This is a genomic window from Nonomuraea sp. NPDC002799, assembly GCF_053592075.1.
The window spans coordinates 21809-44606 of sequence record NZ_JBSFVA010000055.1 but is presented as its reverse complement, the minus strand read 5'-3'; the positions used below and the strand labels follow the sequence as shown (position 1 = coordinate 44606).

The 22798-nt window shown below is 70.8% G+C and carries 17 protein-coding genes; 9 read left to right on the top strand and 8 right to left on the bottom strand.

Translation table 11 applies throughout. From position 1 onward, the window contains the following. Positions 1 to 6: 6 nt before the first annotated feature. On the top strand, positions 7 to 231 hold the full coding sequence (locus ACWD0F_RS47940; protein ID WP_449889213.1) for a ferredoxin: 225 nt from the start codon (positions 7 to 9) through the stop codon (positions 229 to 231). Between the two features lie 75 nt (positions 232 to 306). On the opposite strand, the gene ACWD0F_RS47935 is transcribed toward ACWD0F_RS47940, so the two are convergent. The 4 genes from ACWD0F_RS47935 to ACWD0F_RS47920 are packed head-to-tail and all read right to left on the bottom strand — an operon-like array spanning position 307 to position 3620. Further along, positions 307 to 1410, bottom strand: a complete 1104-nt coding sequence (locus tag ACWD0F_RS47935; RefSeq protein WP_449889211.1) for a 2-oxo acid dehydrogenase subunit E2 — start codon at positions 1408 to 1410, stop codon at positions 307 to 309. Beyond that, positions 1403 to 2401, bottom strand: coding sequence for a transketolase C-terminal domain-containing protein (locus tag ACWD0F_RS47930; protein ID WP_449889210.1), 999 nt, complete (start codon positions 2399 to 2401; stop codon positions 1403 to 1405). Before ACWD0F_RS47930 ends, ACWD0F_RS47935 begins: the two co-directional genes overlap by 8 nt. Beyond that, positions 2398 to 3336 (bottom strand): thiamine pyrophosphate-dependent dehydrogenase E1 component subunit alpha, encoded by a 939-nt coding sequence (locus ACWD0F_RS47925; RefSeq protein WP_449889209.1) that lies wholly within the window; start codon positions 3334 to 3336, stop codon positions 2398 to 2400. The genes ACWD0F_RS47930 and ACWD0F_RS47925 overlap by 4 nt, the downstream gene beginning before the upstream one ends. Next, positions 3333 to 3620, bottom strand: coding sequence for a phosphopantetheine-binding protein (locus tag ACWD0F_RS47920; RefSeq protein ID WP_449889208.1), 288 nt, complete (start codon positions 3618 to 3620; stop codon positions 3333 to 3335). Before ACWD0F_RS47920 ends, ACWD0F_RS47925 begins: the two co-directional genes overlap by 4 nt. A 236-nt stretch (positions 3621 to 3856) precedes the next feature. Here ACWD0F_RS47920 and ACWD0F_RS47915 point away from each other — a divergent pair, with 236 nt between their 5' ends. The 4 genes from ACWD0F_RS47915 (at position 3857) to ACWD0F_RS47900 (ending at position 8074) form a co-directional block, all read left to right on the top strand. Further along, positions 3857 to 5245: an MFS transporter gene (locus tag ACWD0F_RS47915; RefSeq protein WP_449889206.1), complete on the top strand. Its 1389-nt coding sequence runs from the start codon at positions 3857 to 3859 to the stop codon at positions 5243 to 5245. 45 nt (positions 5246 to 5290) lie between these two features. Beyond that, positions 5291 to 6862: an acyl-CoA carboxylase subunit beta gene (locus ACWD0F_RS47910; protein WP_449889204.1), complete on the top strand. Its 1572-nt coding sequence runs from the start codon at positions 5291 to 5293 to the stop codon at positions 6860 to 6862. 19 nt (positions 6863 to 6881) lie between these two features. Continuing rightward, complete coding sequence (locus tag ACWD0F_RS47905) at positions 6882 to 7106, top strand: acyl-CoA carboxylase subunit epsilon (RefSeq protein WP_449889202.1); 225 nt, start codon at positions 6882 to 6884, stop codon at positions 7104 to 7106. Positions 7107 to 7303: 197 nt separating this feature from the next. Continuing rightward, positions 7304 to 8074, top strand: coding sequence for a thioesterase II family protein (locus ACWD0F_RS47900; protein ID WP_449889200.1), 771 nt, complete (start codon positions 7304 to 7306; stop codon positions 8072 to 8074). 52 nt (positions 8075 to 8126) lie between these two features. Here ACWD0F_RS47900 and ACWD0F_RS47895 read toward each other — a convergent pair whose 3' ends face one another. The 3 genes from ACWD0F_RS47895 to ACWD0F_RS47885 all read right to left on the bottom strand — a co-directional run bounded on the left by ACWD0F_RS47895 (position 8127) and on the right by ACWD0F_RS47885 (position 15043). Continuing rightward, positions 8127 to 11150, bottom strand: coding sequence for a trypsin-like peptidase domain-containing protein (locus tag ACWD0F_RS47895; protein ID WP_449889198.1), 3024 nt, complete (start codon positions 11148 to 11150; stop codon positions 8127 to 8129). A gap of 49 nt (positions 11151 to 11199) precedes the next feature. Then, entirely contained in the window at positions 11200 to 12159 is a 960-nt protein-coding gene (locus ACWD0F_RS47890) for an AfsR/SARP family transcriptional regulator (protein WP_449889197.1), read from the bottom strand. 61 nt (positions 12160 to 12220) lie between these two features. Further along, the gene (locus ACWD0F_RS47885; protein ID WP_449889196.1) at positions 12221 to 15043 is read right to left on the bottom strand and encodes an AAA family ATPase; all 2823 of its coding nucleotides are present in this window, start codon (positions 15041 to 15043) and stop codon (positions 12221 to 12223) included. A gap of 623 nt (positions 15044 to 15666) precedes the next feature. Here ACWD0F_RS47885 and ACWD0F_RS47880 point away from each other — a divergent pair. The 3 genes from ACWD0F_RS47880 to ACWD0F_RS47870 all read left to right on the top strand — a co-directional run bounded on the left by ACWD0F_RS47880 (position 15667) and on the right by ACWD0F_RS47870 (position 19196). Then, positions 15667 to 16389 carry a DUF4190 domain-containing protein gene (locus tag ACWD0F_RS47880; RefSeq protein ID WP_449889194.1) on the top strand — a complete coding sequence of 241 codons (723 nt, stop codon included), beginning with the start codon at positions 15667 to 15669 and terminating at the stop codon, positions 16387 to 16389. A gap of 90 nt (positions 16390 to 16479) precedes the next feature. Beyond that, positions 16480 to 17301 (top strand): GNAT family N-acetyltransferase, encoded by an 822-nt coding sequence (locus ACWD0F_RS47875; protein WP_449889192.1) that lies wholly within the window; start codon positions 16480 to 16482, stop codon positions 17299 to 17301. 239 nt (positions 17302 to 17540) lie between these two features. Beyond that, positions 17541 to 19196: a thiamine pyrophosphate-binding protein gene (locus ACWD0F_RS47870; RefSeq protein ID WP_449889190.1), complete on the top strand. Its 1656-nt coding sequence runs from the start codon at positions 17541 to 17543 to the stop codon at positions 19194 to 19196. Positions 19197 to 19202: 6 nt separating this feature from the next. Here ACWD0F_RS47870 and ACWD0F_RS47865 read toward each other — a convergent pair whose 3' ends face one another. Further along, a complete protein-coding gene (locus ACWD0F_RS47865; protein ID WP_449889189.1) occupies positions 19203 to 19856 on the bottom strand; it encodes a 4'-phosphopantetheinyl transferase family protein in 654 nt (217 codons plus the stop codon). Between the two features lie 145 nt (positions 19857 to 20001). Here ACWD0F_RS47865 and ACWD0F_RS47860 point away from each other — a divergent pair, with 145 nt between their 5' ends. After that, positions 20002 to 22776, top strand: a complete 2775-nt coding sequence (locus ACWD0F_RS47860; RefSeq protein WP_449889187.1) for an FAD-binding and (Fe-S)-binding domain-containing protein — start codon at positions 20002 to 20004, stop codon at positions 22774 to 22776. Positions 22777 to 22798: the final 22 nt, after the last annotated feature.

The following is a 22798-nucleotide window of genomic DNA, read 5'->3' as shown; positions in this document are numbered from 1 at the left end:
AGCCGGATGAGCGAGCGTATGCGCATCACCGTGGACCGCGAACGATGTGTCGGAGCGGGCATGTGCGCACTCACCGCGCCGGCGCTGTTCGACCAGAGTGACGAGGACGGCAGGGTGCTCCTGCTGGGCTCCGCTGCGGACGCGCAGGACGAGTCCGCGCGGCGAGCGGCGGTGCTCTGCCCGTCGCAGGCGATCCACGTCACCGGACAGGCCCGCGCGGAGCCTCGGTGACAGGAACCGGAACCCGGGCGCGGGATCGTCCCGCCGCCCGGGTTCCGGCTGCCGGCGCCGCTGCCGGGCGAGCCGTCAGGCGTCGAGCAGATCTTCGGGTGCCTCGATCGTGTCCTTCAGCGCCTGCAGGAACAACGTCGCGTCGCGGCCGTTGACGTAGCGGTGGTCGTAGGCGAGGCCCACGTTCGCGACGGTCCGCGCGGACACCGTCCCGTCGATGAGCACCAGCTCCTGCCGGGGGCCGGCCAGGGCGAGCGCGCAGATCGTGCCCGGCAGGATCAGCGGAATGGCGGCGACGACGTCCCTGTCGTTGTGCAGGGTGACGACGATGTTGGCGCCGGTCAGGTCCTGTTCGCGGAACGAGCCGTTCATCGCCCTGCGGCGCAACTCGCTCAACGCCTCGACGATACCGCCGAACCCCAGCGACGACGCGCCGGCCACCACGGGCACGAAGAGTCCTTTGCCGACGTCGATGGTCACCCCGACGTTCGCCTCGGCGGACAGCGCCAGGCTCTCGCCCGCCGGTGTGGCGTACAGGAGGGGGAAGCTCCGCCGCAGGTGCGCGACGGCGGCGATCAGGAAGTCCGGCAGGCCGACGAGTTTCCGCAGCCGCCCGCGGAGCGTGCGGGCGTGGCTGAGCGCGGCGCCCACGTCGACCTGCACCACCGTGTACGCGGCGGGAATGGTGGCGTGGGATTGGCTGACCGAGCGGGCCACGGCCTGCTGCACCGGAGGAATCGGCCGCAGATCCGGACGGGTGGCGGGTGCCTCCGACAGGCGTTCGACGTCCGAGCGGCGCACGAGGGCGAGGCCCAGCGCACGCACCCGCTCTTCGGTGACGCCCCGCTGCTCCATCAGCTCCCGGGCCGGCGCGGTGATGACCGGCCCGTTGGGGGCGGCGGCCGGGACGGCCACGGGTGCGAACGCGGACAAGGGCACGGGCGCGCCAGGTGTGTCCACGCGGCCGATCAGGTCACCCGGCGCGCACGACGACCCGGCCGGCAGCAGGTGCCGGAGTACGCCGTCGTCGGCGCAGACGAGGTCCTCGATCGTCTTGGACGTCTCGACGGTGGCCACCACCTCACCGGAGGCGACCGTCCTGCCGTCGCCGGTCACCCACTCCACCAGGACGTACTCGGTGTCATTGTTGTTCAGCTTGGGAATCCTGAGCTCAGCCATGCAGGGCCTCCACGATGGACCGCCGGATCGTCGTGTCCTGGACGAGCACCCGGCTCTCCAGGTGCGGCGCCGTCGGGATCACACTGTCCGCGCCGCTGACCAGCGTCACCGGGCCGCGCAGGGTGTGCCACAACGCGCTGTGTATCTGGTGCGCGACCTGAGTCCCCCAGGTGCCGCCCGCGGTGCCGTCCTCGACCACGCAGATGGCCTTCGCCCCGGCCAGGAGCGGCAGCAGCGGTTCGAGGTCGAAGGGGTACAACCGGTCCGGCACGAGCAGCAGGCAGCTTGTCTCCTCCTCGATCAGCAACGAGCGCATCGCGCTCAGCACCCGGTCGGTCATGCCGCCGGGCGCGATCACGACGCAGTCGGCGTCCTCCGGCCGGCCGACGGAGACCATCGCGACGTCCGGGGTGGCGAAGGCATAGCCGAAGATGTCGTCGACCCGTCCGCCGGTGAACATCTGCCGCGTGTAGAGGACTTTGTCCTCGAAGAGGATGCCCGGCTCGCCGCGCGCCAGCATCCTGCCGAGCGTCTCGCCGGCCTGATGGAACGGCGACAACTCGTACAGCGACAGGCCCGGCACTCCGACGAAGTGTTTCTGCGGGTTCTGGCTGTGCGTCGGGCCGTAACCGCGTCTGCCTCCGACTGGACAGCGCACCAGCAGCGGCATCGGCACCCGTCTGCCGTACATCGACACCGACTTGGTGGCGAAGTTGACGATCTGGTCGAACGCGAGTGTCACGAAGTCGCCGAACATGATCTCGACGATGGCCGTGTTGCCGGCCAGTGCCAGCCCGGCGGCGGCGCCCACGATCGCGCCCTCGCTGAGCGGGGTGGCGAGCACCCGGCCGGGATGCCGGGTGGACAGTCCCTTGGTGATCTTGAAGGCGCCGCCGTAGGGATCGACGATGTCCTCGCCGAGCACCATCGCGGCCGGATCCCGGTCGAGCAGGTCGTGCAGCGCGAGGTTGAGGTGGTGGCCCACTCTCATGCGTGCTCCCACCGGGCGGGCGGCAGCGCCGCGACCTCACGGGCGACCAGGTCGATCAGCGTACGGGCGTGCGCGTCCCGCGTCGCCATCTGCTCCGGATGATCGGCGCCATAGCGGCGGTACCAGTCGAGGGCGCCGATCGCGGCGACCTCGTCCGGCGGCCTGGTGTCGTCGCCCTTGCTGTGGGGTCCGATCCGGTGGGTGACGAACTCGACGACCAGGGGCAGGTGCTCGTGCCGGACCCGCTCGACCAGCGGGGCGAGCTCGTGCCGGATCTCGTTCACGTCGGCCGAGCCGATCCGCCGGTGCCGGATGCCGAAGGCCCGCGCCCGCCCGGCGATCGTGCCGGACATCTGCGCCGCGGTCGGCGTCGACTGCGCGATGCCGTTGTGCTCCACCACGACCAGCAGCGGCAGCCGCCACAGTGCGGCCAGGTTGAGCGCTTCGTACACCGCGCCCTCACCCCACGTGCCGTCACCGATGTACACGCAGGCGAGCCGGCCCGGCTCGGAGCGCTTGAGGTGCAGCGCGACCCCCGCGGCGACCGGCAGGCTCTGGCCCTGGACGCCGGTGGAGAGGTAACGATCGCGCAGGATGTGCTGACTGCCGCCGACCCCGTTGCAGACCGCCCCCCGCCTGCCCATGATCTCGGCGAGCAGGCCGTGCGGGTCCTCGTACCTGGCCAGGTAGTGGCCATGGCCACGATGGTTGCTGAACACGAAGTCGTGCTCGTGCACCAGGGTGCGCAGCGCCACCGGCACGTACTCCTGGCCGAGACAGGTGTGCGTGGTGCCGTTCAGCGCACCCTGTTCGAACAACTCCAGCAGTTTCAGCTCGAAGTGCCGGGTCATCAGCAGCAGGTCGAGGTCGTGCTCGGCCAGCCGGGAGAGCCCGGCCACGTGCTCCGTCGCCGGGCCGGTCGTCAGGCCGGTCACGGCGCGGCCTGTTCCCGCCGGGTGTCGGCGATGGTCTGGGCCAGGTCGCGGATCGTCTCCGACAGGACGAAGACCTCCAGCGGCAGGTCCGCACCGAGCTCCCGCTGGATCCGCAGGGCGATCTCGATCACCCGGATCGATTGGGCACCCAGGTCCGGCAACGGATCGTCAGCCGTGAGGCCGTCGACGCGCAGCACCTCTCCCCAGATTCGCGCGACCTGTTCCACCAGCACGTCATCGTCCGGCCGGCGTGCGTCAACGCCACCGGCTACCGTGTCCGACATTCGCCGCCAACCTCCGTCATGCGATGGATCATGCGATGGGATCTCTGCGAGGGTTCGACATCACGTTCGCGCGGCCAAGGGCGCGTGCCTTCGGCGCCAGGATGTCGCAGCGGGCTAAAGCCCCGCTAACTGGAGAGGTGCGCGGAGCGCGCCTTTAGCGCGGGAAAAGGTGGCGCTTAGCAGTCGCTGCCACGCTGGCGGTGCTGGTGCACATGTTCACGACAACAGGGGCTGCGATGTCCGAGTTGACTCCTGAAACGGCGGCCCGTCAGACACCGGATCCCGGCGTCCCCGGCTATGAGCACGACCCCGATGAGCTGATCACCATCCGGGGCCGCACGATGCGCAAGAAGCGGTATCTCTGGGTGCTGCTGCCGATCGTGTACGGCGCCTACTTCCTGGCCAGCTTCGATGGGGCGATCGCCGGATCCTCCGGCCCGATCATCATCCGGGTGTTCGACATCTCACCGCAGACCCTGCTCTACTCCACGTCCGCGTTCGGTGTCATCGCGATGCTGACCAGCGTGCTGGCCGGCCTGTTCATCGACCGGTACGGCCGCAAGCGGGTGTTCGCGATCGCGCTGCTCGGGGTCGGCCTGTTCAGCGGCCTGACGTCGCTGATCGTGGCCTTCTGGCAGTACATCGTGTTGCGGTGCTTCGCCGCGATCACCGAGTCGGGCATCCGCAGCGCCCAGACGATCCTGATCGCCGAGGAGGCGCCACCGGCCAAGCGCGGCCGGCTGCAGTCGTTGTCGTGGGCGCTGCTGTTCCTCGGTGCGGCGATCGGCGGCCTGGTGACCAGCGCGATCGCGTCGACGGGCAACTGGCGGCTGCTGTTCGCCATCACGTTCGCGCCGATGTTGCTGGTCTTCTTCGTGACCCGCTACCTGCGGGAGTCACCGCGGTTCGTGCGGATGCGCGCGGCCGCGTTGGACGCCGTCCACGGCGACGGCAGCGGCGGCGCGGGCCGGCGAGCACTGACCGACGGCATCGAACGCGTCGCGCTGCGGCGGCTCTTCGGCCGGCAGTTCCGCGGGCAGACGATCGCGATGATGCTCTTCGGGCTCTTCTGCTTCTCCTCGGGATCCTTCACCACGCTGGTGGCGCCCATCTACCTGGTGGAGTCGCGCGGATTCTCCGAAAGCCACGCGTCGTTGTTCGTCACCATCATGTTCGTCAGCGCGCTGATCGGGAACCTGCCGGTCGGCTGGCTGTGCGACAAGATCTCCCCCAAGTACGTCATGGTCCTGCTGGAGGCGGCCGGCGCGTTGCTGATCGCCCCGCTGCTCATCCCCGGCGTCGGCGACTGGGCGACCTACGTGGCCTTCATCGCCATGGGGCTCTTCGTCACCAACGGCGTGGTGGCGTTCGCCATCTATCTGGCCGCGTCCTTCCCCACCGAGATCCGCGGCACGGCGCTCAGCGTCATCATGGTGTTCGTGTCGCTGGGCGGCGTGCTCGTCCCCCTCGTGTCGGCGCCCCTGATCGGCCTGGCCGACAGCCCGGCCATCCCGCTGCTGATGTTGTCCCTTCCCTTGGTGGCCTTCCTGGCCGCCGGCCGGCTACGGACCCTGCGCGCCGGCGTGGACATCGACCAACAGGCCCAGGCGCTCGCCGGGCAGTGATCGGCACATGATCGACGAACTGACCGGAACGCCGGCGGGAGAGCCATGACACCCTTGAAGGGTTCAGCCGATCTGTCAGGTCACGTGGCTGAGCTGAACATCCTGCGCGCGCGGGCGGTCCGTGGCCCGAGCGACCGCGCGACGGCGGCCCAGCACGCCAAGGGCAAGCTGACCGCTCGTGAGCGCGTCGAGCTGCTGCTGGACGCGGGATCGTTCCGAGAGGTGCAGCAGTTCCGGCGGCACCGGGCGACCGGTTTCGGGCTGGAGGCCAAGAGGCCGTACACCGACGGCGTGCTCACCGGCTGGGGCACGGTCGAGGGCCGTACGGTGTGCGTCTACGCGCACGACTTCAGGATCTTCGGCGGCGCGCTGGGGGAATCCCACGCCGTCAAGATCCACAAGATCATGGACATGGCCATCGCGGTCGGCGCGCCACTGGTGTCCCTGAACGACGGCGCCGGAGCCCGGGTACAGGAAGGCGTCTCGGCGCTGGCCGGGTACGGCGGCATCTTCCAGCGCAACACCAGGGCCAGCGGCGTCATCCCGCAGATCTCCCTCATCCTCGGCCCCTGCGCGGGCGGCGCCGCCTACAGCCCCGCGCTGACCGACTTCGTCTTCATGGTCCGCGGGACCTCGCAGATGTTCATCACCGGCCCCGACGTCGTCAAGGCCGTCACCGGCGAGGAGATCACCCAGAACGGGCTCGGCGGCGCCGACGTGCACGCCGAGACCTCCGGCGCGGCGCACTTCGTCTACGACGACGAGGAGACCTGCATCGCCGAAGCCCGCTACCTGCTGTCACTGCTGCCGTCCAACAACCATGAGAACCCGCCGGCCGTCACCGTGCGAGATCCCGGCCCCCGGCTCTCGGACGCGCTGCTGCACCTCGTGCCGGCGGACGGCAACCAGTCCTACGACATGCGCAAGGTCATCGAGGAGATCATCGACGACGGCGACTGCCTGGAGATCCACGAGCACTGGGCCCGCAACATCATCTGCGCCCTCGCCCGCCTGAACGGCGAGGTGGTCGGCATCGTCGCCAACCAGCCCCAGACGCTGGCCGGGGTCCTCGACATCTCGGCGTCGGAGAAGGCCGCACGTTTCGTCCAGATGTGCGATGCCTTCAACATTCCGATCATCAGCCTTCTGGACGTGCCGGGTTTCCTGCCCGGTGTCGATCAGGAGCACGGCGGGATCATCCGCCATGGCGCCAAACTGCTGTACGCCTACTGCAACGCCACGGTGCCCAGGATCTCGCTGATCCTGCGCAAGGCGTACGGCGGCGCCTACATCGTCATGGACAGCCAGTCCATCGGTGCCGACCTGACCTACGCCTGGCCGACCAACGAGATCGCGGTGATGGGCGCCGAAGGCGCGGCCAACGTCATCTTCCGGCGGCAGATCGCCGAGGCCGAGAACCCGGAAGCCATGCGGGCACGCCTGATCAAGGAGTACAGGGCCGAGCTGATGCATCCCTACCACGCCGCCGAGCGCGGCCTGATCGACGATGTCATCGACCCCGCCGACACGCGCCAGGTGCTCATCAGCTCCCTGGCGATGCTCCGCGCGAAACATGCCGATCTACCCGCCCGCAAACACGGCAATCCGCCGCAGTGACCCGCAGGGGGACGCTCGTATGAACCACGCCGCCGCCCGTGTCGTGCTGAAGGTGGAGAAGGGTCACGCCGAGCCGGAGGAGCTGGCCGCCATCGTGGTCGCCCTGCTCGCCCGCGTGACCGCTCCCACCGAACCCGCCTCCCCACGCCACCGCCGCATCGCCGCCACCTGGCACCGCCCCGAACGCCGCGCGAGCTTCTGCGCCCCGCACTCCTGGCAGTGCCCGCGTGCCGTACCGAGGTGACCCCGGACTTGGATCCGCCCGAGTGCCGCACCCAGGTGGCCTCAGACCCAGACCCGCCCGGGTGCCGGCGTGCCGCACCCAGGTGACCCCAGACCCGTGCGCGCGGCGTACCGGACTCAGGTGGCCCCGGCCGGACTCGCCCGTGTGATCGCAGCCCGGCTCTGACGTCCGGCACTCTCACAGAAGGACCCGACGCGATGACTGGAACGACGGAGACCGCCGAGTCGTGGATCCGGCGCTTTCATCCGGCGCCCTCCGCGCGCGCCCGCCTTGTCACTTTTCCGCACGCGGGCGGATCGGCCTCGTTCTACTTCCCGGTGTCCCGTGCGATGTCACCCGCGGTGGACGTGCTGGCCCTCCAGTACCCGGGCCGGCAGGACCGCCGTCATGAGCCGTGTGTCGAGGATCTAGGCGTGCTGGCGGACACGATCGTGTCGGAGCTCGGACCCTGGCACGATCGGCCGCTGGCCCTGTTCGGGCACAGCATGGGCGCCACGCTCGCGTTCGAGGTCGCCAGAAGGCTGGAGCGGGACGGCGTAGGACCGGTCGGGCTGTTCGTCTCGGGCCGGCGGGCTCCCTCCCGCCACCGGGACGACCGGGTACGTCTGTCCACCGACGCGCAGCTCATCGCCATGATGGCGAAACTGGGCGGTACCGACCCGAGGGTGCTGAGCGATCCCGACATCGTCCGCGCGATGCTGCCGGCCACGCGCAGCGACTACACGGCGCTGGAGACGTACCGCTACGCGCCGGGTCCTCCGCTGAGCTGCCCCATCGTCGCGCTGACCGGTGACAGAGACGGTCAGGTGTCCCTGGAGGACGCCGGCGCCTGGCGTGACCACACCGGGGACGCGTTCACCCTCAAGGTCTTTCCAGGCGGGCACTTCTACCTCGCTTCCCAGGCCACAGCCGTCATGGCGGTCATCCGCGACCATCTGGACGCCATGCTCTCCGCGACGGACGGCTGAGCCCGCTTCCCCCGGCCGATCGTCAGTACCCGGCCTGCGGAGCCCCCTGTCGTCAGGACCCGACTTGCGGAGCCCCTGTCCGGTGTCGCCTGTGAAGGGAGGACGCCTCCGGTCGTGGCGTCAGCGTCACGACAGCGGGGCCGGCCGCCACGACCAGGGTTCCGTCCGGCGCCAGCGCGAGCGCGAGCGGCACGTCCGTCAGCGGGAGCCGGAACACCGGCTCGCGCGTGCGGAGGTCCCACGCTCGGACGGTACGGTCCTGGCTCGCCGACACCGCGACCGGCAACCCGCCGAGATGCCCGACCGCGACCGACGTGACCGGATGGGCATGACCTTCGAGCGGCCCCCCGAGCATCGTCCGGGCCCGCAGATCCCACACACGCAGGGAACCGTCCTGACTCGCCGACACCACGATCGGCTGACCGTCGAGATGCCCGACCGCGACCGACGTGACCGGATGGGCATGGCCTTCGAGCGGCCCCCCGAGCATCGTCTGAGCCCGCAGATCCCACACACGCAGGGAACCGTCCTGACTCGCCGACACCGCGACCGGCAACCCGCCGAGATCCCCGACCGCGACCGACGTGACCGGATGGGCATGACCTTCGAGCGGCCCCCCGAGCATCGTCTGAGCCCGCAGGTCCCACACCTGAAGCGATGGGCCGGATCCGCAGCTCACCGCGATCGGTGTGCCGTCGAGGGTTCCGGTCGCGATCGCCACCACCGGCGGTGTGGCGCCGGCCAGCGGCTGACCGATCAGGGTCCGGGAGCGCAGGTCCCAAAGGCGGAGCAAGCCGTCGCCGCCTCCGCTCACCGCGACGGGCACGGTGCCGACTCCGGCGATGGCCACGGCGTTCAGCCAATCGATGTCGTCGGCGTGGATCTCCGCCATGAGCGCGTGGCCGGGCAGGTCCCACGCCCGCATGATCCCGTCGGCCCCGCCGGTGACGGCGAGCGGTGTGGAGTCCGCCTCACCGGTCGTCACCGCGCGCACCCACCCTGACGTACCCGTCGCCGTGACGGGGTGCGGGGGGTCGGTGTGCGCGATCCAGTCGATGCGCCACGGATCCGCGACGAGGCCGGGCCGCAACGTCGCGGCGAGGGAGCCGGCGTCCGAGCACAGGGCTTCCAAGAGCAGCAGGCGTCGTCGTTCCGGCACCGGAAGCCCGCGAAGGCGCTGCCTCACCTTGCGGTATACGCCGAGCGCCAGGAAAGCCTCCACCGTGTCCACGTCGTCGAGGCCGCTCGACAGCGGGTCCGCGGCGCACGCGAGGAACTCGCCGTCGGTGATGAGACTGTCCAGCATGCCGCCGCGCGCGGCGTGCCCGGCGAGCTGCCGCAGCACATAAGGCTCCGCGCCCGCCCAGTCGCGACGTCCGCCACTGCGCCCGTCACTGGGCCCGTCACTGGGCCCGTCACTGGGCCCGTCACTGGGCCCGTCACTGGGCCCATGATCGCGTCCGTCGCTGCGCCCCTCATTGGTGGTGACCGTGCTCAGCAGGGCTTCGGCCACGATGGTGTGGGGGTTCGTGCCGGGGTAACTCTCGCGCAGGTGCGCCGCGATCGCCGGATGACCGAGCCGCGCGTTCCCCTCGTCGTCGTGGCGCACGAGCAGCGACTCGAACGGGTGCAGAGCCTCAGGTTCGGTGAGCGTCTCGTCATCCGGCCACAGCGCCTGGGCGACGGCATGCGTGAGCCGGGCGCTGAAGCCGTCGCCACGCGCGAACGCGAGCGTGGTCAGCAGCCGGCGCACCCGCTCGCCGCCGGCCGGGGAGTTGCCGATGAGCGCGTCCACGGCCGCGCCGATGGTGACCGGCCGGGCGCTCCCACTGGGCAGACCGGCGGCCAGCCTGGTGATCAGGGGATTTCCGCCCAGCCGCTCATCCCGGTATTCCGGGCTGTCGAGGTCGATGACCAGCCCGTTCGCCGCTCGCCGCCGCTCGGCGTCCCCGACGAGGATGCGGGCGTTCGGGCAGTCGTCGGCCAGACGGCGGACGAGTGCGGCGATCGCGTCGGCTTCGGCGTCGGTGGCCGCCTCGTCGACCGAATCGATCAGCGCGGTGAACGGCCGCCGCCGTCGCGTGAGCGCGGCCAGCAACTGCTCGGTGTCGTCCGCCACGACGTCGGCAGCGGCGGCGAGCCGCTCGATGACGTGCGGCAGCGTGAGATCGCGCGCGTTCACCGCCGCGTCGAACGGCGCCGGCGGCAGGCCGGTGCGCTCCCATTGCTCCGTCTCGGCGATCGTGGCTCCCAGCCGGGGGTCCGCGGCCACCAGCAGCAGCGCCAGAACGGACGACTTCCCGCTCCCGGGCAAGCCCGTCACCAGGGCTGAACTCGAGCCGCGGGTGTCGGCCAGCCAGGCGGTCAGCGCCGACAACGCGGCGGAGGGCACATATCCGTTCCAGCAGTCCCGTGCCGAAGAGAGCCAGTGGTCGCCGGTTCGCGGGTCCGCCGGATCGAGCCACCAGCCACGCAGTTTCCCGGCCAGCGGCGGCCAGACGTCGCACAGGTCGGGCACGGGGATCAGGTAGCCGCCCACGCCGGGATCACATCTGACCGCCAGCCCGATGACCGCCGAGAGACTCTCGTCCCAGACCGGCGCGCCACAGAGCCGGTGATCGCTCACCCGTTCGGCCGGGCCCTCCACGCGCAGCCGCGGGAATTCCTCCGCGGGGCCGGTGTACGCGCCGAGGCTGCCGTGCGCACCGGCTGTGACGAACGGGCGGCCGAGCAGGTCGGCGGGCGTGCGCAAGGGCGCGGGCACGACGGCCGCCGGGCCGTCGAGCCGCAAAACCGCGAGGTCCCCAGAGCCGCCGAAGCCATCGAAGCCGCCGGAGCGGTCGGGGTCATCTGCGGGGGTTCGGCCGTTCGCCACGATGTGCGCGGACTGCGAACGGGCCGGAGCGGCGAACGGGAACGCGCACTCGATCGGCCCGTCCGGCCGCGCCCGATCCCGGCTGACGACATGCGCGCACGTCACCACGTGCCGGTGGTCCACCAGCACGCCGGCGCCCACCACACGCCCATCGATCTTCAGATGGACGAACCATCCCCGTCTCATCGCGCCGAATGCCACCGGAGCTCCTTGTCGCCAACAGGGTTCCCAGCCGCACCGTACCCGGTCGTCATCCGGTATTCGACCTGATCAACTGCCACTGCCGGCTGTCCGCCAAAGGCGGATTCTCGTCCGCGTGCAGGATGAGCTGCTGGAGGTCGCGCAGCGGGCGGCCCGGCTCGACGCCCAGTTCGACCATCAGGGTGCTCCGGGCGCATCGGTACACCTGCAACGCGTCGGCGGTCCTGCCGCTGTTGTGCAGCGCCAGCATCAACTGCCGGTAGAACTTCTCGTGCAGCGGATACTCCTGCACGAGCGAGTAGAGGTAGCTGACCGTCTCGCGGTGGCGGTCCAGGATGAGATACGAGTCGATCATCATCTCGATGAACTCGATGCGCAGTTCCTCCAGCCACGTGGCGAACCGGTTGACCATCGAGCTCTCGCGGAGATCACCGAGCAGCGGTTCCTGCCACATGCCCAAAGCGGTGTGCGTCAGATCGACGATCTCCTGATGCCGCTGCTCCCGCATGAGCCGCCTGCCCTGCTCGATGAGCCGCAGGAAGACGTCCAGATCCAGCTCGTCCGGCTGGACCTGGATCAGATAGCCCGGCGCGCGCGTGATGATCGGACTGTCCTGACCGTCGGCGGATCTGAGAAGTTTGCGCAGTTGCGAAACATAGACGTGCACCGCGGCCACTGCCCGGCGCGGCGGTCGTTCACCCCAGAGTTCGGTGATGAGCTGCTCGAACGGCACCACCCGATTGGAGCGGATCAGCAACGTTGCCAGCACGGTCTTGATCTTCAAAGCATTGATGAATACGACCGTATTTCCATCGACAACGCGGAGACTGCCAAGAATGTGGTATCTCACAATTCCCCCAGCATTGCTGTCTTCGCTTCCCGCTACTTCGCCCTCTGTTACGTCAGATGACATCCCATCCTGACACGGGTGCGGCGGCGGCCACATCAGGGAAACTACGTAGTCGGCCCGGAATAGCGCCTCGACCAGCGTCGGCGCGTGCAGGGTCACGCACCGTGCAGTGGTTATGACGTAGCGATCGAGTGACGCGTCGTGACCGTGGCGGGACCATTCACAAGGGAGCGACTCCGGCCGACTGCGCGAAGGACAGGCGGTCCGGCGGCTTTGCCATCTTGCTCACCAGCGCGGCGCGTGAGTTGACATGCAGCTTACGGTAGATGCGCGAAAGATGCACCTCGACCGTTCGCGCGCTCAAGCTGAGCTCTTTCGCTATTTCCTTGGTCCGTTTCCCGGTGGCCGCGATTCTCGCGATCTCGTACTCACGGGCGGTGAGTTTCTCCCGGACCGGATCCTGATTCACTCCTGGCGGATCCAGTCTGCCGATTTTTTCCAGAGCTCGTTGCCGTGCCTTAACTTTGCCGTAAAGGTCCCATGCACCCGATCGCCGGGCCAGTTCCCGGCTCAGCGCCAGCATTGACGCCGCGTCGCGGAACATATCCGCCGCCAGAGCGCACGGGGCGGCCATGAACAACATCCACGCCCGCGCCCTGGCCATGTGCAGGCTGGTGAACAACTCGGCGGCCTCGCGGTAGAGGCGTAACGCCTTGTCGAACTCACCCGTCGCACTCAGGACATGGGCTCGGGAGGCCTGGGCGTGCGCCCGGTGCGAGGTCAGCCTGGTGGACTCGGCGACCTGCTCGGCGCGGTGCGCCCACTCGTCGGCGCCGGCCAGGTCACCGGCGGTCGCGGCGGCCATCGTCATCATCTCGAAGCAGCCTGCGCGCTTGACCAGCGGCAGCTCCTCCAGCTCGGGGCCGCCGCCCGCGTCGAGCAGCAGGGCCAGGCAGCGGAGCGGGTCGCCTGTCGCGAGCACGGCGTTGGCCAGCGACATGGTCAGCTCCGCCCGCCACCACGACTCCTCGACGGGCAGCGCCGCGACCGCCTGCTCGGCCAGCTCGACCGCGTGCCGGTCGTCGGGCTCCGCCGCCGTCGTGCACAGGGACTGCATCGCCAGCGACAGGCCCTCCAGGTGCCCGGAGCCCAGCTCATGGGCCAGCTCGGCGGCGTCGCGCGCCGAGCGCAGCGCCTTGTCCAGCGGGCCGATCGCCAGGTACGTCTTGCTCAGCCCGATGAGGATGAACGGCAGCAGGTGGTGCTGGCCGGTCTTGCGGGCCAGCCGCAGGCCGCGGTGCAGGTGGCGTTTGGCGTCGGAGAACTGTTCGAGCCCGCACTGGGCCCAGCCCAGCACCGCGAGATATTCGACGGTCTCGGCCAGATCGCGGTCGGCGATCTGGCCGATGATGGCCGTGCAGGCGGCCAGCGAGGCCCGCGCCGCCTGCACGTCACCGGCACCGGCTCTGTGCGTGGTGACGAGGGTGAGCGCGCCGACCTCGGCGATCCGGTCCCCCGCCGCGCGCGCGAGGCGCACATACCGCGCGGCCTGCTCGTACGCCTTGGCGTCGCCCTGCGTCCTGCGTACGAGCTGCTCGGTCACGATCAGGGCGACCGAGTCGAGCGTCGGCTGAGCCGGCAACCTGGAGACCTCGCCGCTGATCAGCGTGCTCGCCTCGGCGTGGTAGCCCAGCAGCCATTCGAGTTGCGCGCACAGGGTCACCGCGGAGACGCGCAACGCGGGCGGCCCGCCCGGATCGATGGCCAGCACCTCGCGGAGTATCTCGCGGGCCTGGACGACCCGGCTGGCCGCGACCAGGGCGCGGGCCAGCGTCAGCGACATCTCCAGGCGCGCCGGATAGGTGAGCTGGACGGGCCGCGCCGACCGTAGCGCGGCCTGCATCCAGCGCACCGCGGACGACGAGTGCTCAGCGATCGCCTCCGTGGCCGCCTGCACGAGCATCGGCAGGTCGCCGTACTCCGGATGGTCCAGCAACCGTTCGATGTGCACCGCTCGTACCTCGACCGGCCTGTTGCGGCTGGTCAGCAGCCGCAACGCCCGGCGGTGCGCCAGCATCCGCCAGGTCGGGTCCGAGCGGGTGTACACGACCTCACGGATCACCGTATGCCGCAGTTTGTAGGCCAGTGGCTTGTCGACCGGGCGGATCAGGTCACGCCGGACCAGGCTGCTGACGATGGTGCGGGTGCTGGACGGGCGCAGCCCCGCCACGTAGCTCAGCCCTTCGAGGTCGAACGCGTCGCCGAGCACCGCGGCCGCGCCGAGCGCGACCGACTCGGCCGGGCTCAGTGTCGCCAGCTCGGTCAGCACCGTGGACGGCGGCTCGGTGTCCACGGTGCTGACCGACTCATCGGTGCGCGCGAGCTCCAGCAGGTAGGCGGGGATCCCGTCACTGTCGTGATGGAGCTGGCGCAGCCGTTCGTGCTCCAGCGGGATCGCCAGCATCTCCGCGGACTGACTCAGCGACAGAGGCCGTAGCTGGACCCGTACGACCGTGCCGAGTTCGACGGCGTGCGCGAACGCGGCCCTGAGCTGCGCGGGCGCCTGCCGGGCCCGGAGGGCCACGAGGAGCAGGAGACCGGGCACCGGCGAGCGGACGAGACGCTCGACGAGTTCGACCGACTCGGCGTCGGCGTAGTGGAAGTCGTCGAGGACGAGAACGGCTCCGCCTGCCGCGAGGTCCGACAGCGCCCGGCGAATTTCATCGTGCTGATGAAGTGACTCGAATTTATCCGGATGGTATTCGGCGGCGACCTCGTCGAGAGGCTGGGGCGGGCAAATCCCGTGACCGGCCAGCGCCTGGGTGAACGGCCGGAAGGCACCATGCCGGTCCGACTCGTCACAGCGGCCGGTCAGCACCGTCATTCCACGCCGGGAAGCCTCTCTGGCGAGGACCGCGACCACCCTGGTCTTGCCCGCGCCCGGCTCCCCGGTCAATTCGACGACACGCCCTGCGTTTTTGTGCGATATCGCGTCCAGCTCGGCGAGGAGAAAGTTTATCTCGCGTCGGCGGACTGCGTTCACATACAGTCCGCCCTCGCCGAAGTTGCCTTCGGTCACAAAGCCCCCGATCCAGCCCTGCGAACTCGGTGGTCCAATCAATTCGCCGGTCCTGCGGTGCGACCACAGTGTTAAATTGGCGACGACACTACAATATTACACTGGGGCCGATTATAGCAGACAATATGAACATTTCAAGTTTATGCGTACGGGAACATTGGGCGAACCCGGCGAAATCGAGGCAGCCGGGTAGGCGCGAGGCCCCGATGGCCCTCGATATCGGGACAGGACACCTTGACCTGCGGGCTCGCACCCGTGAGTGGCCTTTACCAAACAAACTGTGACGAATTCGCGCGGCCCTTCGATTGCGATCCGGCGCGCGCTGAAAACGCGGCGACGCTACGCGACCTGCGCATACTCGTGAATCAGGCCACCCGGACGGCCACGGGGCGTACGAGAACGACAGTGTAACTCCTGATCATGGAGTACACACCTGTTGCCTGCGGGACCCGGCGGTGCGGCCACGCCCGGCTCCGGGGTCTTGTCGCGACCGCCGGACTCCGCGCGGGAAAAGCCGATCATGTGATCGGAATGAGATGGATGATCATTACTCTGGACCGTGCCAAAAAGCCAGCCAAGGAGGGCGTGTGTACGGCCAGCAACCCCCTACTTCTCCGCAGCAGCCCCTGTCCTACGCCACCCGCACCTGGTCTCCCCCGCCGCCGCGCACCAGCGGCCTCGCCGTCGCCGCACTGGTTCTGGGAATTCTGTGGGGATACGGAATCGGCAGCCTCCTGGCGGTGATATTCGGCCATGTCGCCTTGTCGAACATCCGCAGGACGTACGCCAAGGGCACCGGCATGGCGGTCGCCGGCCTCGTTCTCGGATATGTCGGCATTCTGGGCGCCGCGTTCGTCCTGCTCCTCAGTCTTCTGGTGTCAACGGCCACACCAGCGGCGCCTCCGGCCGAAATCGCCGTCACCGCGGACAGCGGCGAGGCGGCCCGGGAGAGCGCGGCCGAATCGGGTTTCAAGGCAGCCGACTACCGGAAACTGACGGCACGCGGTTTCGCGAAGCTCGCGAAGAATCCGGACGCCTACGCCGGACGGCGTTTCGTGCTCTACGGCGAGGTGTACCAGTTCGACGACTTCACCGGAACCGGCAGTTTCATGGCCACCTCGGGACACGCGGCGACCACCACGGAGGAGAACTCCGTCTTCTACGGAGACGAGGACCTGCTCTCCGACGTGGTCGAGGGCGACAAGTTCCGCGCGTACGTGACGGTCAGGGGGACCGAGCGCTACGTCGCCGTCAACGGCAACGACGCGAACGCCCCCGCCTTCGACATCGCCAGGATCAAGGTCGGATGAGGACGTCGCGGTGGCGGACGACGGCCACCGTAGTGCGGGCCGGACCTCCTGGCCATTTTCCCTTTAATACCTATTGGTATTGGCGGTATTATGGCAACCGTCAGGTCGTTCCCGGCAGGAAGGCTCATCCATGACCACGGCTACCTCGACGACGCGCCCGCGCAGGGAGCACCTGGCGGCGTGAGCACCCCCACGACAGGCACGCAGGCGGTCACGGCCGCGCCATCGCACCCGCTCGACAACCCGGCCCGGTCGGCGCTGACCGGGCCGCACGCCCACCTCGCCGAGCGGCACGGTGACGTGCTGCGCTACCCGGCCGACGTGTCGCCGTTCGTGGCCCTGCCCGAGGCCCCGACCGGGCGCGACTGGGCCGATGCCGCGGCGCTGGTGGGGCCGGGCGGGCTCGTCTCCTACTCGGCCGTGGACGTCCCGCCGCCCGCCGGATGGGAGGTCGTCTCGCGGGGCCAGGGCGTGCAGATGGCCGGCGACGGCGTGGCCGCGGCCCCCGACGACGAGGCGGTCCGGCTCACCGCGGCCGACGTGCCGGAGATGCTCGCCCTGGTCGGGCTCACCAAACCCGGGCCGTTCCTGCCGCGTACCATCGAGCTGGGCGTCTATCTCGGCATCCGCCGGCGCGGCGAGCTGGTCGCGATGGCGGGCGAGCGCCTGCACCCACCCGGCTGGACCGAGATCAGCGCCGTCTGCACCCACCCCGCCCAGCGCGGGCAGGGCCTCGCGGCGCGCCTCGTCCGGGCGGTCGCCGCGGGCATCCGCGAGCGCGGTGAGACACCGTTCCTGCACGCCGCGGCGGCCAACACGAACGCCATCCGCCTGTACGACCGGCTCGGCTTCCGGCTGCGCCGGACCACGACGTTCCAGACCGCACGGGCGCCCGGCGACACCCCGGGCTGAGCGCGCGGACGGGCGCCACTCCGGGCTGAGCGCGCGGACAGGCGCCACCCCGGGCTGAGCGCGCGGACGGGCGCCGCCCCGGGCCGCTTTCTTTCGGGCACCGCGCGGTCCTTCCGATCACCGAGGATGGCGTTACTGTAAGGCGCTATGGACGCGATCGAGGTCGCCGACCTCATCACCCGCCTGTCGTCGCGGACGAAGGTCCGGATCCGCCGTGCCACCGCCCCCTTGGCGGAGCGATGATCGTCGCTGAAGTGGTGGGCCGCACGCTGGCCGCGCTCGGGGTGGACACGGTGTTCGGCGTGGTCGGCAGCGGCAACTTCCACGTGACCAACGCGCTCGTGGACGGTGGCGCCCGTTTCGTCGCCGCCCGCCATGAGGGCGGGGCCGCCACGATGGCCGACGCGTACGCCCGCATGAGCGGCAAGGTCGGCGTGGTGAGCGTGCACCAGGGGCCGGGGCTGACCAACGCGCTGACCGGGCTCGCCGAGGCGGCCAAGAGCGGCACGCCGCTGGTGGTGCTGGCCGGCGAGGCCACCGAGCCGCGCTCCAACTTCCACATCGACCAGGACGCCCTGGCCACGGCGGTCGGCGCGGTGCCGATGCGGGTGGCCGACGCCGGCTCCGCGGCCGAGACCGCCGCGCAGGCGTACGCGACGGCGGTCCGCGATCGCCGGGCCGTGCTTCTGAACCTGCCGCTGGACGTGCAGCACGCCGAGTGCGCGCCCGCCGGGCCGCCGGCCGTCCCGGCACGGGCCGAGGGCGGCACGGCGCGCGTGTGGCCGGACGGCGGGGCCGAGGCCCTGGCCTGGATGCTGATGCGGTCCGAGAAGCCGGTGTTCATCGCCGGACGCGGCGCCCGGCACGCCCGGCACGAGCTCGAAGAGCTGGCCGACCTCGTCGGGGCGCTGCTGGCCACCTCGGCGGTGGCCAAGGGGCTCTTCCGCGGCAACCCGTGGGACCTCGACATCAGCGGCGGGTTCTCCTCCCCGCTGACCGCCGAGCTCATCCACGGCGCCGACATCGTGGTGGCCTGGGGCTGCTCGCTCAACGCGTGGACCACCCGGCACGGCGCGCTCATCGGGCCGGGCACCGAGGTCGTCCAGGTCGATCTGGACGAGGAGTCCATCGCCGTCCACCGCAGGGTCTCCCTGGGCCTGGTCGGCGACATCCCCGAAGCGGCCGCCGCCGTCGCCGACACGCTGCGTCCCGCGGGGCCGCGCCCGTCGGACCCGGTGCTGCGCGGCTACCGTACGCGGGCGCTGGCCGACCGGATCTCGGCCGAACGTGCCTGGCGGAGCGTTCCGTACGAGGACGAGAGCGGCAACGGCCGCATCGACCCCAGAACGCTCACCATCGCCCTGGACGACCTGCTTCCGGACGAGCGCATCGTGGCTCTCGATTCCGGAAATTTCATGGGATATCCGGCCATGTTCCTGGACGTGCCCGACGAGGGCGGCTTCTGCTTCACCCAGGGCTTCCAGGCCATCGGCCTCGGCCTGGCCACCGCCGTGGGCGCCGCGCTGGCCCGCCCCGACCGCCTGCCGATCGCCGCCCTCGGCGACGGCGGCGCGCTGATGGGCATCGCGGAGCTGGAGACGGTGGTCCGGCTCAGGCTGCCCATGGTCGTCGTGGTCTACGACGACGAGGCGTACGGCGCCGAAGTGCACCACTTCGCCGGTCACCGCCTGGACAACGTGACCTTCCCGCCCGCCGACCTGGCCTCCATCGCGCGCGGTTACGGCTGCGCCGCCGTCACCGTCTGCGCCGCGCCGGACCTCGACGGCGTGACCACCTGGCTGGAGGGCCCGCGCGACCGGCCGCTGCTCGTGCACGCCAAGATCACCCGCGACCGCGGCTCATGGTGGCTGGAGGAGGCGTTCAAGGGCCACTGACCGGCGCTACCGGGTGACGGCGATGGCGGCGATCACCAGGCCGCCCTCCGCCAGCCATCTGCCCTGAAATCCGGTCAGCCGCCGCCCCTCCGGTGTCGTGCCCTCGATCAGCAGCCGGGCGGCGAACGTACCCGCCGGATCGATGGTCACGGACGCCTCGGAGAAGTCCAGCCAGCGCCGGGTGAGCGGGAACCACGCCTTGTAGACGGCCTCTTTGGCGCAGAACAGCAGCCGGTCCCACGACACCTCGGGGCGGACCGCCGCCAGCTCGGCGAGCCGGGCCCGCTCGGCGGCGTCGGAGACGGCCGCCAGCACCCCGCCGGGCAGCGCGGCGTCCGGCTCGGCGTCCACGCCGACGGTCTCGACGTGCTGCTCGCGTGCCAGCGCGCACACCCGATAGCCCTGGCAGTGGCTCATGCTCCCGACCACGCCCGGCGGCCAGACCGGCGCGCCACGCTCTCCCGGCAGGATCGGCACGGCGGGCAGGCCCAGCTCGGCCAGCGCCGCCCTGGCGCACCGGCGTACGGTGGCGAACTCCATGCGGCGCTTGGCGACCGCCCGGGCCACCACCGCCTCCTCTTCGGGGAACAACATCGCGTCCGGCAGGTCGCCGAACGCCTCGACGGCGACCACCGCGCCGGGCAGGATCCGCTCGATCATCGAGCCGCGCCACCGGGCGGAGTGCTGACTAAGTAGGTCACGATCACATGCGTGATCCTATGAGCCCGACGGGCCGCGTCGTCATCCCCGGCGGGCGCCTGGCCCCGGCCGTCACCCCCGCAGCCGCTACGGCTATAAGGGGAGTATGACTGTGATCGATGCGCCGGACCCCGCCGTCCTCGCCGCGGTGGAGAGCGCCGTCCCGGGGATCGCCCGTACGAGGGTGACCGACCGGCTCGGCATGGCCCACGACGCCTCGCACTATCTGCTCATCCCGCAGGCGGTGCTGGTGCCGGAGAGCGCCGAGCAGGTCGCGGCGCTGATGCGCAGCGGCCTGCCGCTCACCTTCCGGTCCGGCGGCACCAGTCTCAGCGGCCAGGCGGTGAGCGGGCAGCTGCTGGCCGACACGCGGCGGCACTTCCGCTCGATCGAGGTGCTCGACGACGGCGCGCGGGTGCGGGTGCAGCCGGGTGCGGTGTTGCGGCAGGTCAACGCCCGTCTCGCCCCGTACGGCCGCAAGCTCGGGCCGGACCCGGCCAGTGAGTCGGCGTGCACGATCGGCGGGGTGGTGGCCAACAACTCCAGCGGCATGACCTGCGGCACGCACGCCAACACGTACCAGACCCTGGAGTCGATGACGCTGGTGCTGCCCAGCGGAACCGTCCTGGACACCGCCGCCCCCGACGCGGGCGAGCGGCTGCGCGCCCTGGAGCCCGCGCTCGCGCAGGGTCTGGAACGGCTGCGCGACCGCGTCCGCGGCAACCCGGACTCGGTAGGCCGCATCCAGGCCCAGTTCTCGCTCAAGAACACCATGGGCTACGGCCTCAACAGCTTCCTCGACCACTCCGCACCCGTGCAGATTCTCGCCCACCTGATCATCGGCAGCGAGGGCACGCTCGGCTTCGTCGCCGAAGCGGTCTTCCGCACGGTCCCCGCGCACCGGCTGGCCACCACCGGCCTGCTCGTCTTCCCCACCCTGCGCCAGGCCATGGCCGCCATGCCCGACGTGGTCGCCGCCGCCCCGGCCGCCGTCGAGCTGCTCGACGCCGAATCCCTCCGGGTGGCGCGGACCGACCCCAAGGCCGACGAGCTCCTGCGCACGCTCACCGTCGAGGAGCACGCGGCGCTGCTGGTCGAATGGCAGGAGTCCGACGCCGAGCCGCTGGCCGAGCACGAACGCGCGGCCGAGCGCATGTTCGCCGGGCTACGTCTGGCCGCCCCGGCGCGGCTGAGCAGGGACGCCGCCGGACGCGCGGCCCTGTGGCACATCCGCAAGGGCCTGTACGCCTCCGTCGCGGGCGCCCGCCCCAGCGGCACCACCGCCCTGCTGGAGGACGTCGCCGTCCCCGTGCCCGCACTCGCGGACCTCTGCGACGAGCTGACCGGCCTGTTCGCCCGGCACCACTATGAGCGCAGCGTCATCTTCGGTCACGCCAAGGACGGCAACCTGCACTTCATGCTCAACGAGCGCTTCGCCACCGGCCTGCGGCGTTACGCCGACTTCACCGAGGACCTGGTCGCCGCCGTCCTCGGCCGCGGGGGCACCCTCAAGGCCGAGCACGGCACCGGACGCGTCATGGCGCCCTTCGTCCGCCGCCAGTACGGCGACGAACTCTACGAGGTGATGCGCGAGGTCAAACGCCTGTGCGACCCTTCCGGCAGCCTCAACCCGGGCGTCGTCCTCACCGACGACCCCGACGCGCACCTGCGCGACCTCAAGCCGGTCGTCACCGTCGAGCCCGAGGTGGACCGGTGCGTGGAGTGCGGCTACTGCGAGCCCGTCTGCCCCAGCCGCGACCTGACCACCACCCCCCGCCAGCGCATCGTGCTGCGCCGCGAGCTCGCCGCCGCCCAGGCCGCCGGCGACCATGACCTGGCCAGGCGGCTCGAAGCCGAGTACGCCTACGACGCCGTCGACACCTGCGCCGTGGACGGCATGTGCGCGACCGCGTGCCCGGTGCTCATCAACACCGGCGACCTCACCAAACGCCTCCGGGCCGAACGCCACGGCCGTGCCGCGAAAGCGGGCTGGACGAGCGCGGCCAAGCACTGGGACGGCATCACCCGCACGATGAACCTGGCTCTGGACACCGCCGCCGCGACCCCGCCGAAGCTCGCCGAAGGCGCCGCGAAGGCCGCCCGCGCCGTCGCCGGGCCCGACACCGTCCCGCAGTGGACGCGGGATCTGCCGCGCGGCGGAACCCGCCGCCGCCCCGCCCCGGCCGCCGCGCCGGACGCCGTCTACCTGCCGTCCTGCCTCAACACCCTGTTCGCCCCCGCCGACGGCGGCCCCGGCGTCATGACCGCCTTCCAGCGCCTGGCCGGACGCGCGGGCCTGACGCTGCGCGTCCCCGAGGAGATCGCCGGCCTGTGTTGCGGCACGCCCTGGTCCTCCAAGGGTTACACCGCCGGCCACGAGAGCATGGGCCGCCGTGTCCTGGACGTCCTGTCCGCCGCCACCGGCGGCGGGCGCGTCCCGGTCGTCAGCGACGCCGCCTCCTGCACCGAGGGCTTCGGCCATCTGGCCCCTGACCTTCAGGTGCTCGACGCGGTGGCCTTCACGGCCACGCACATCCTGCCCCGCCTGACCGTGCGGAGCCGCCTGCCGTCCCTGGCCCTGCACCCCACCTGCTCCTCCACCCGTCTCGGCCTGGACGCCGCGATCGCCCGCATCGCCGAGGCCGTCGCCGAGCGGGTGGTGATCCCCGACGGCTGGCAGTGTTGCGCCTTCGGCGGCGACCGCGGCCTGCTGCACCCGGAGCTGACCGCCTCGGCCACTCGTGCGGAGGCCGCCTCCGTGGCCGCGGCCGGCTTCACCGCCCACGCCTCCGTCAACCGCACCTGCGAACTCGGCCTCACCCGCGCCACCGGCAAGCCCTACCAGCACCTCCTCGAACTCCTCGACCGGCTCACCGCCTGAGGACCTTCGCGGTCAGGCGGCC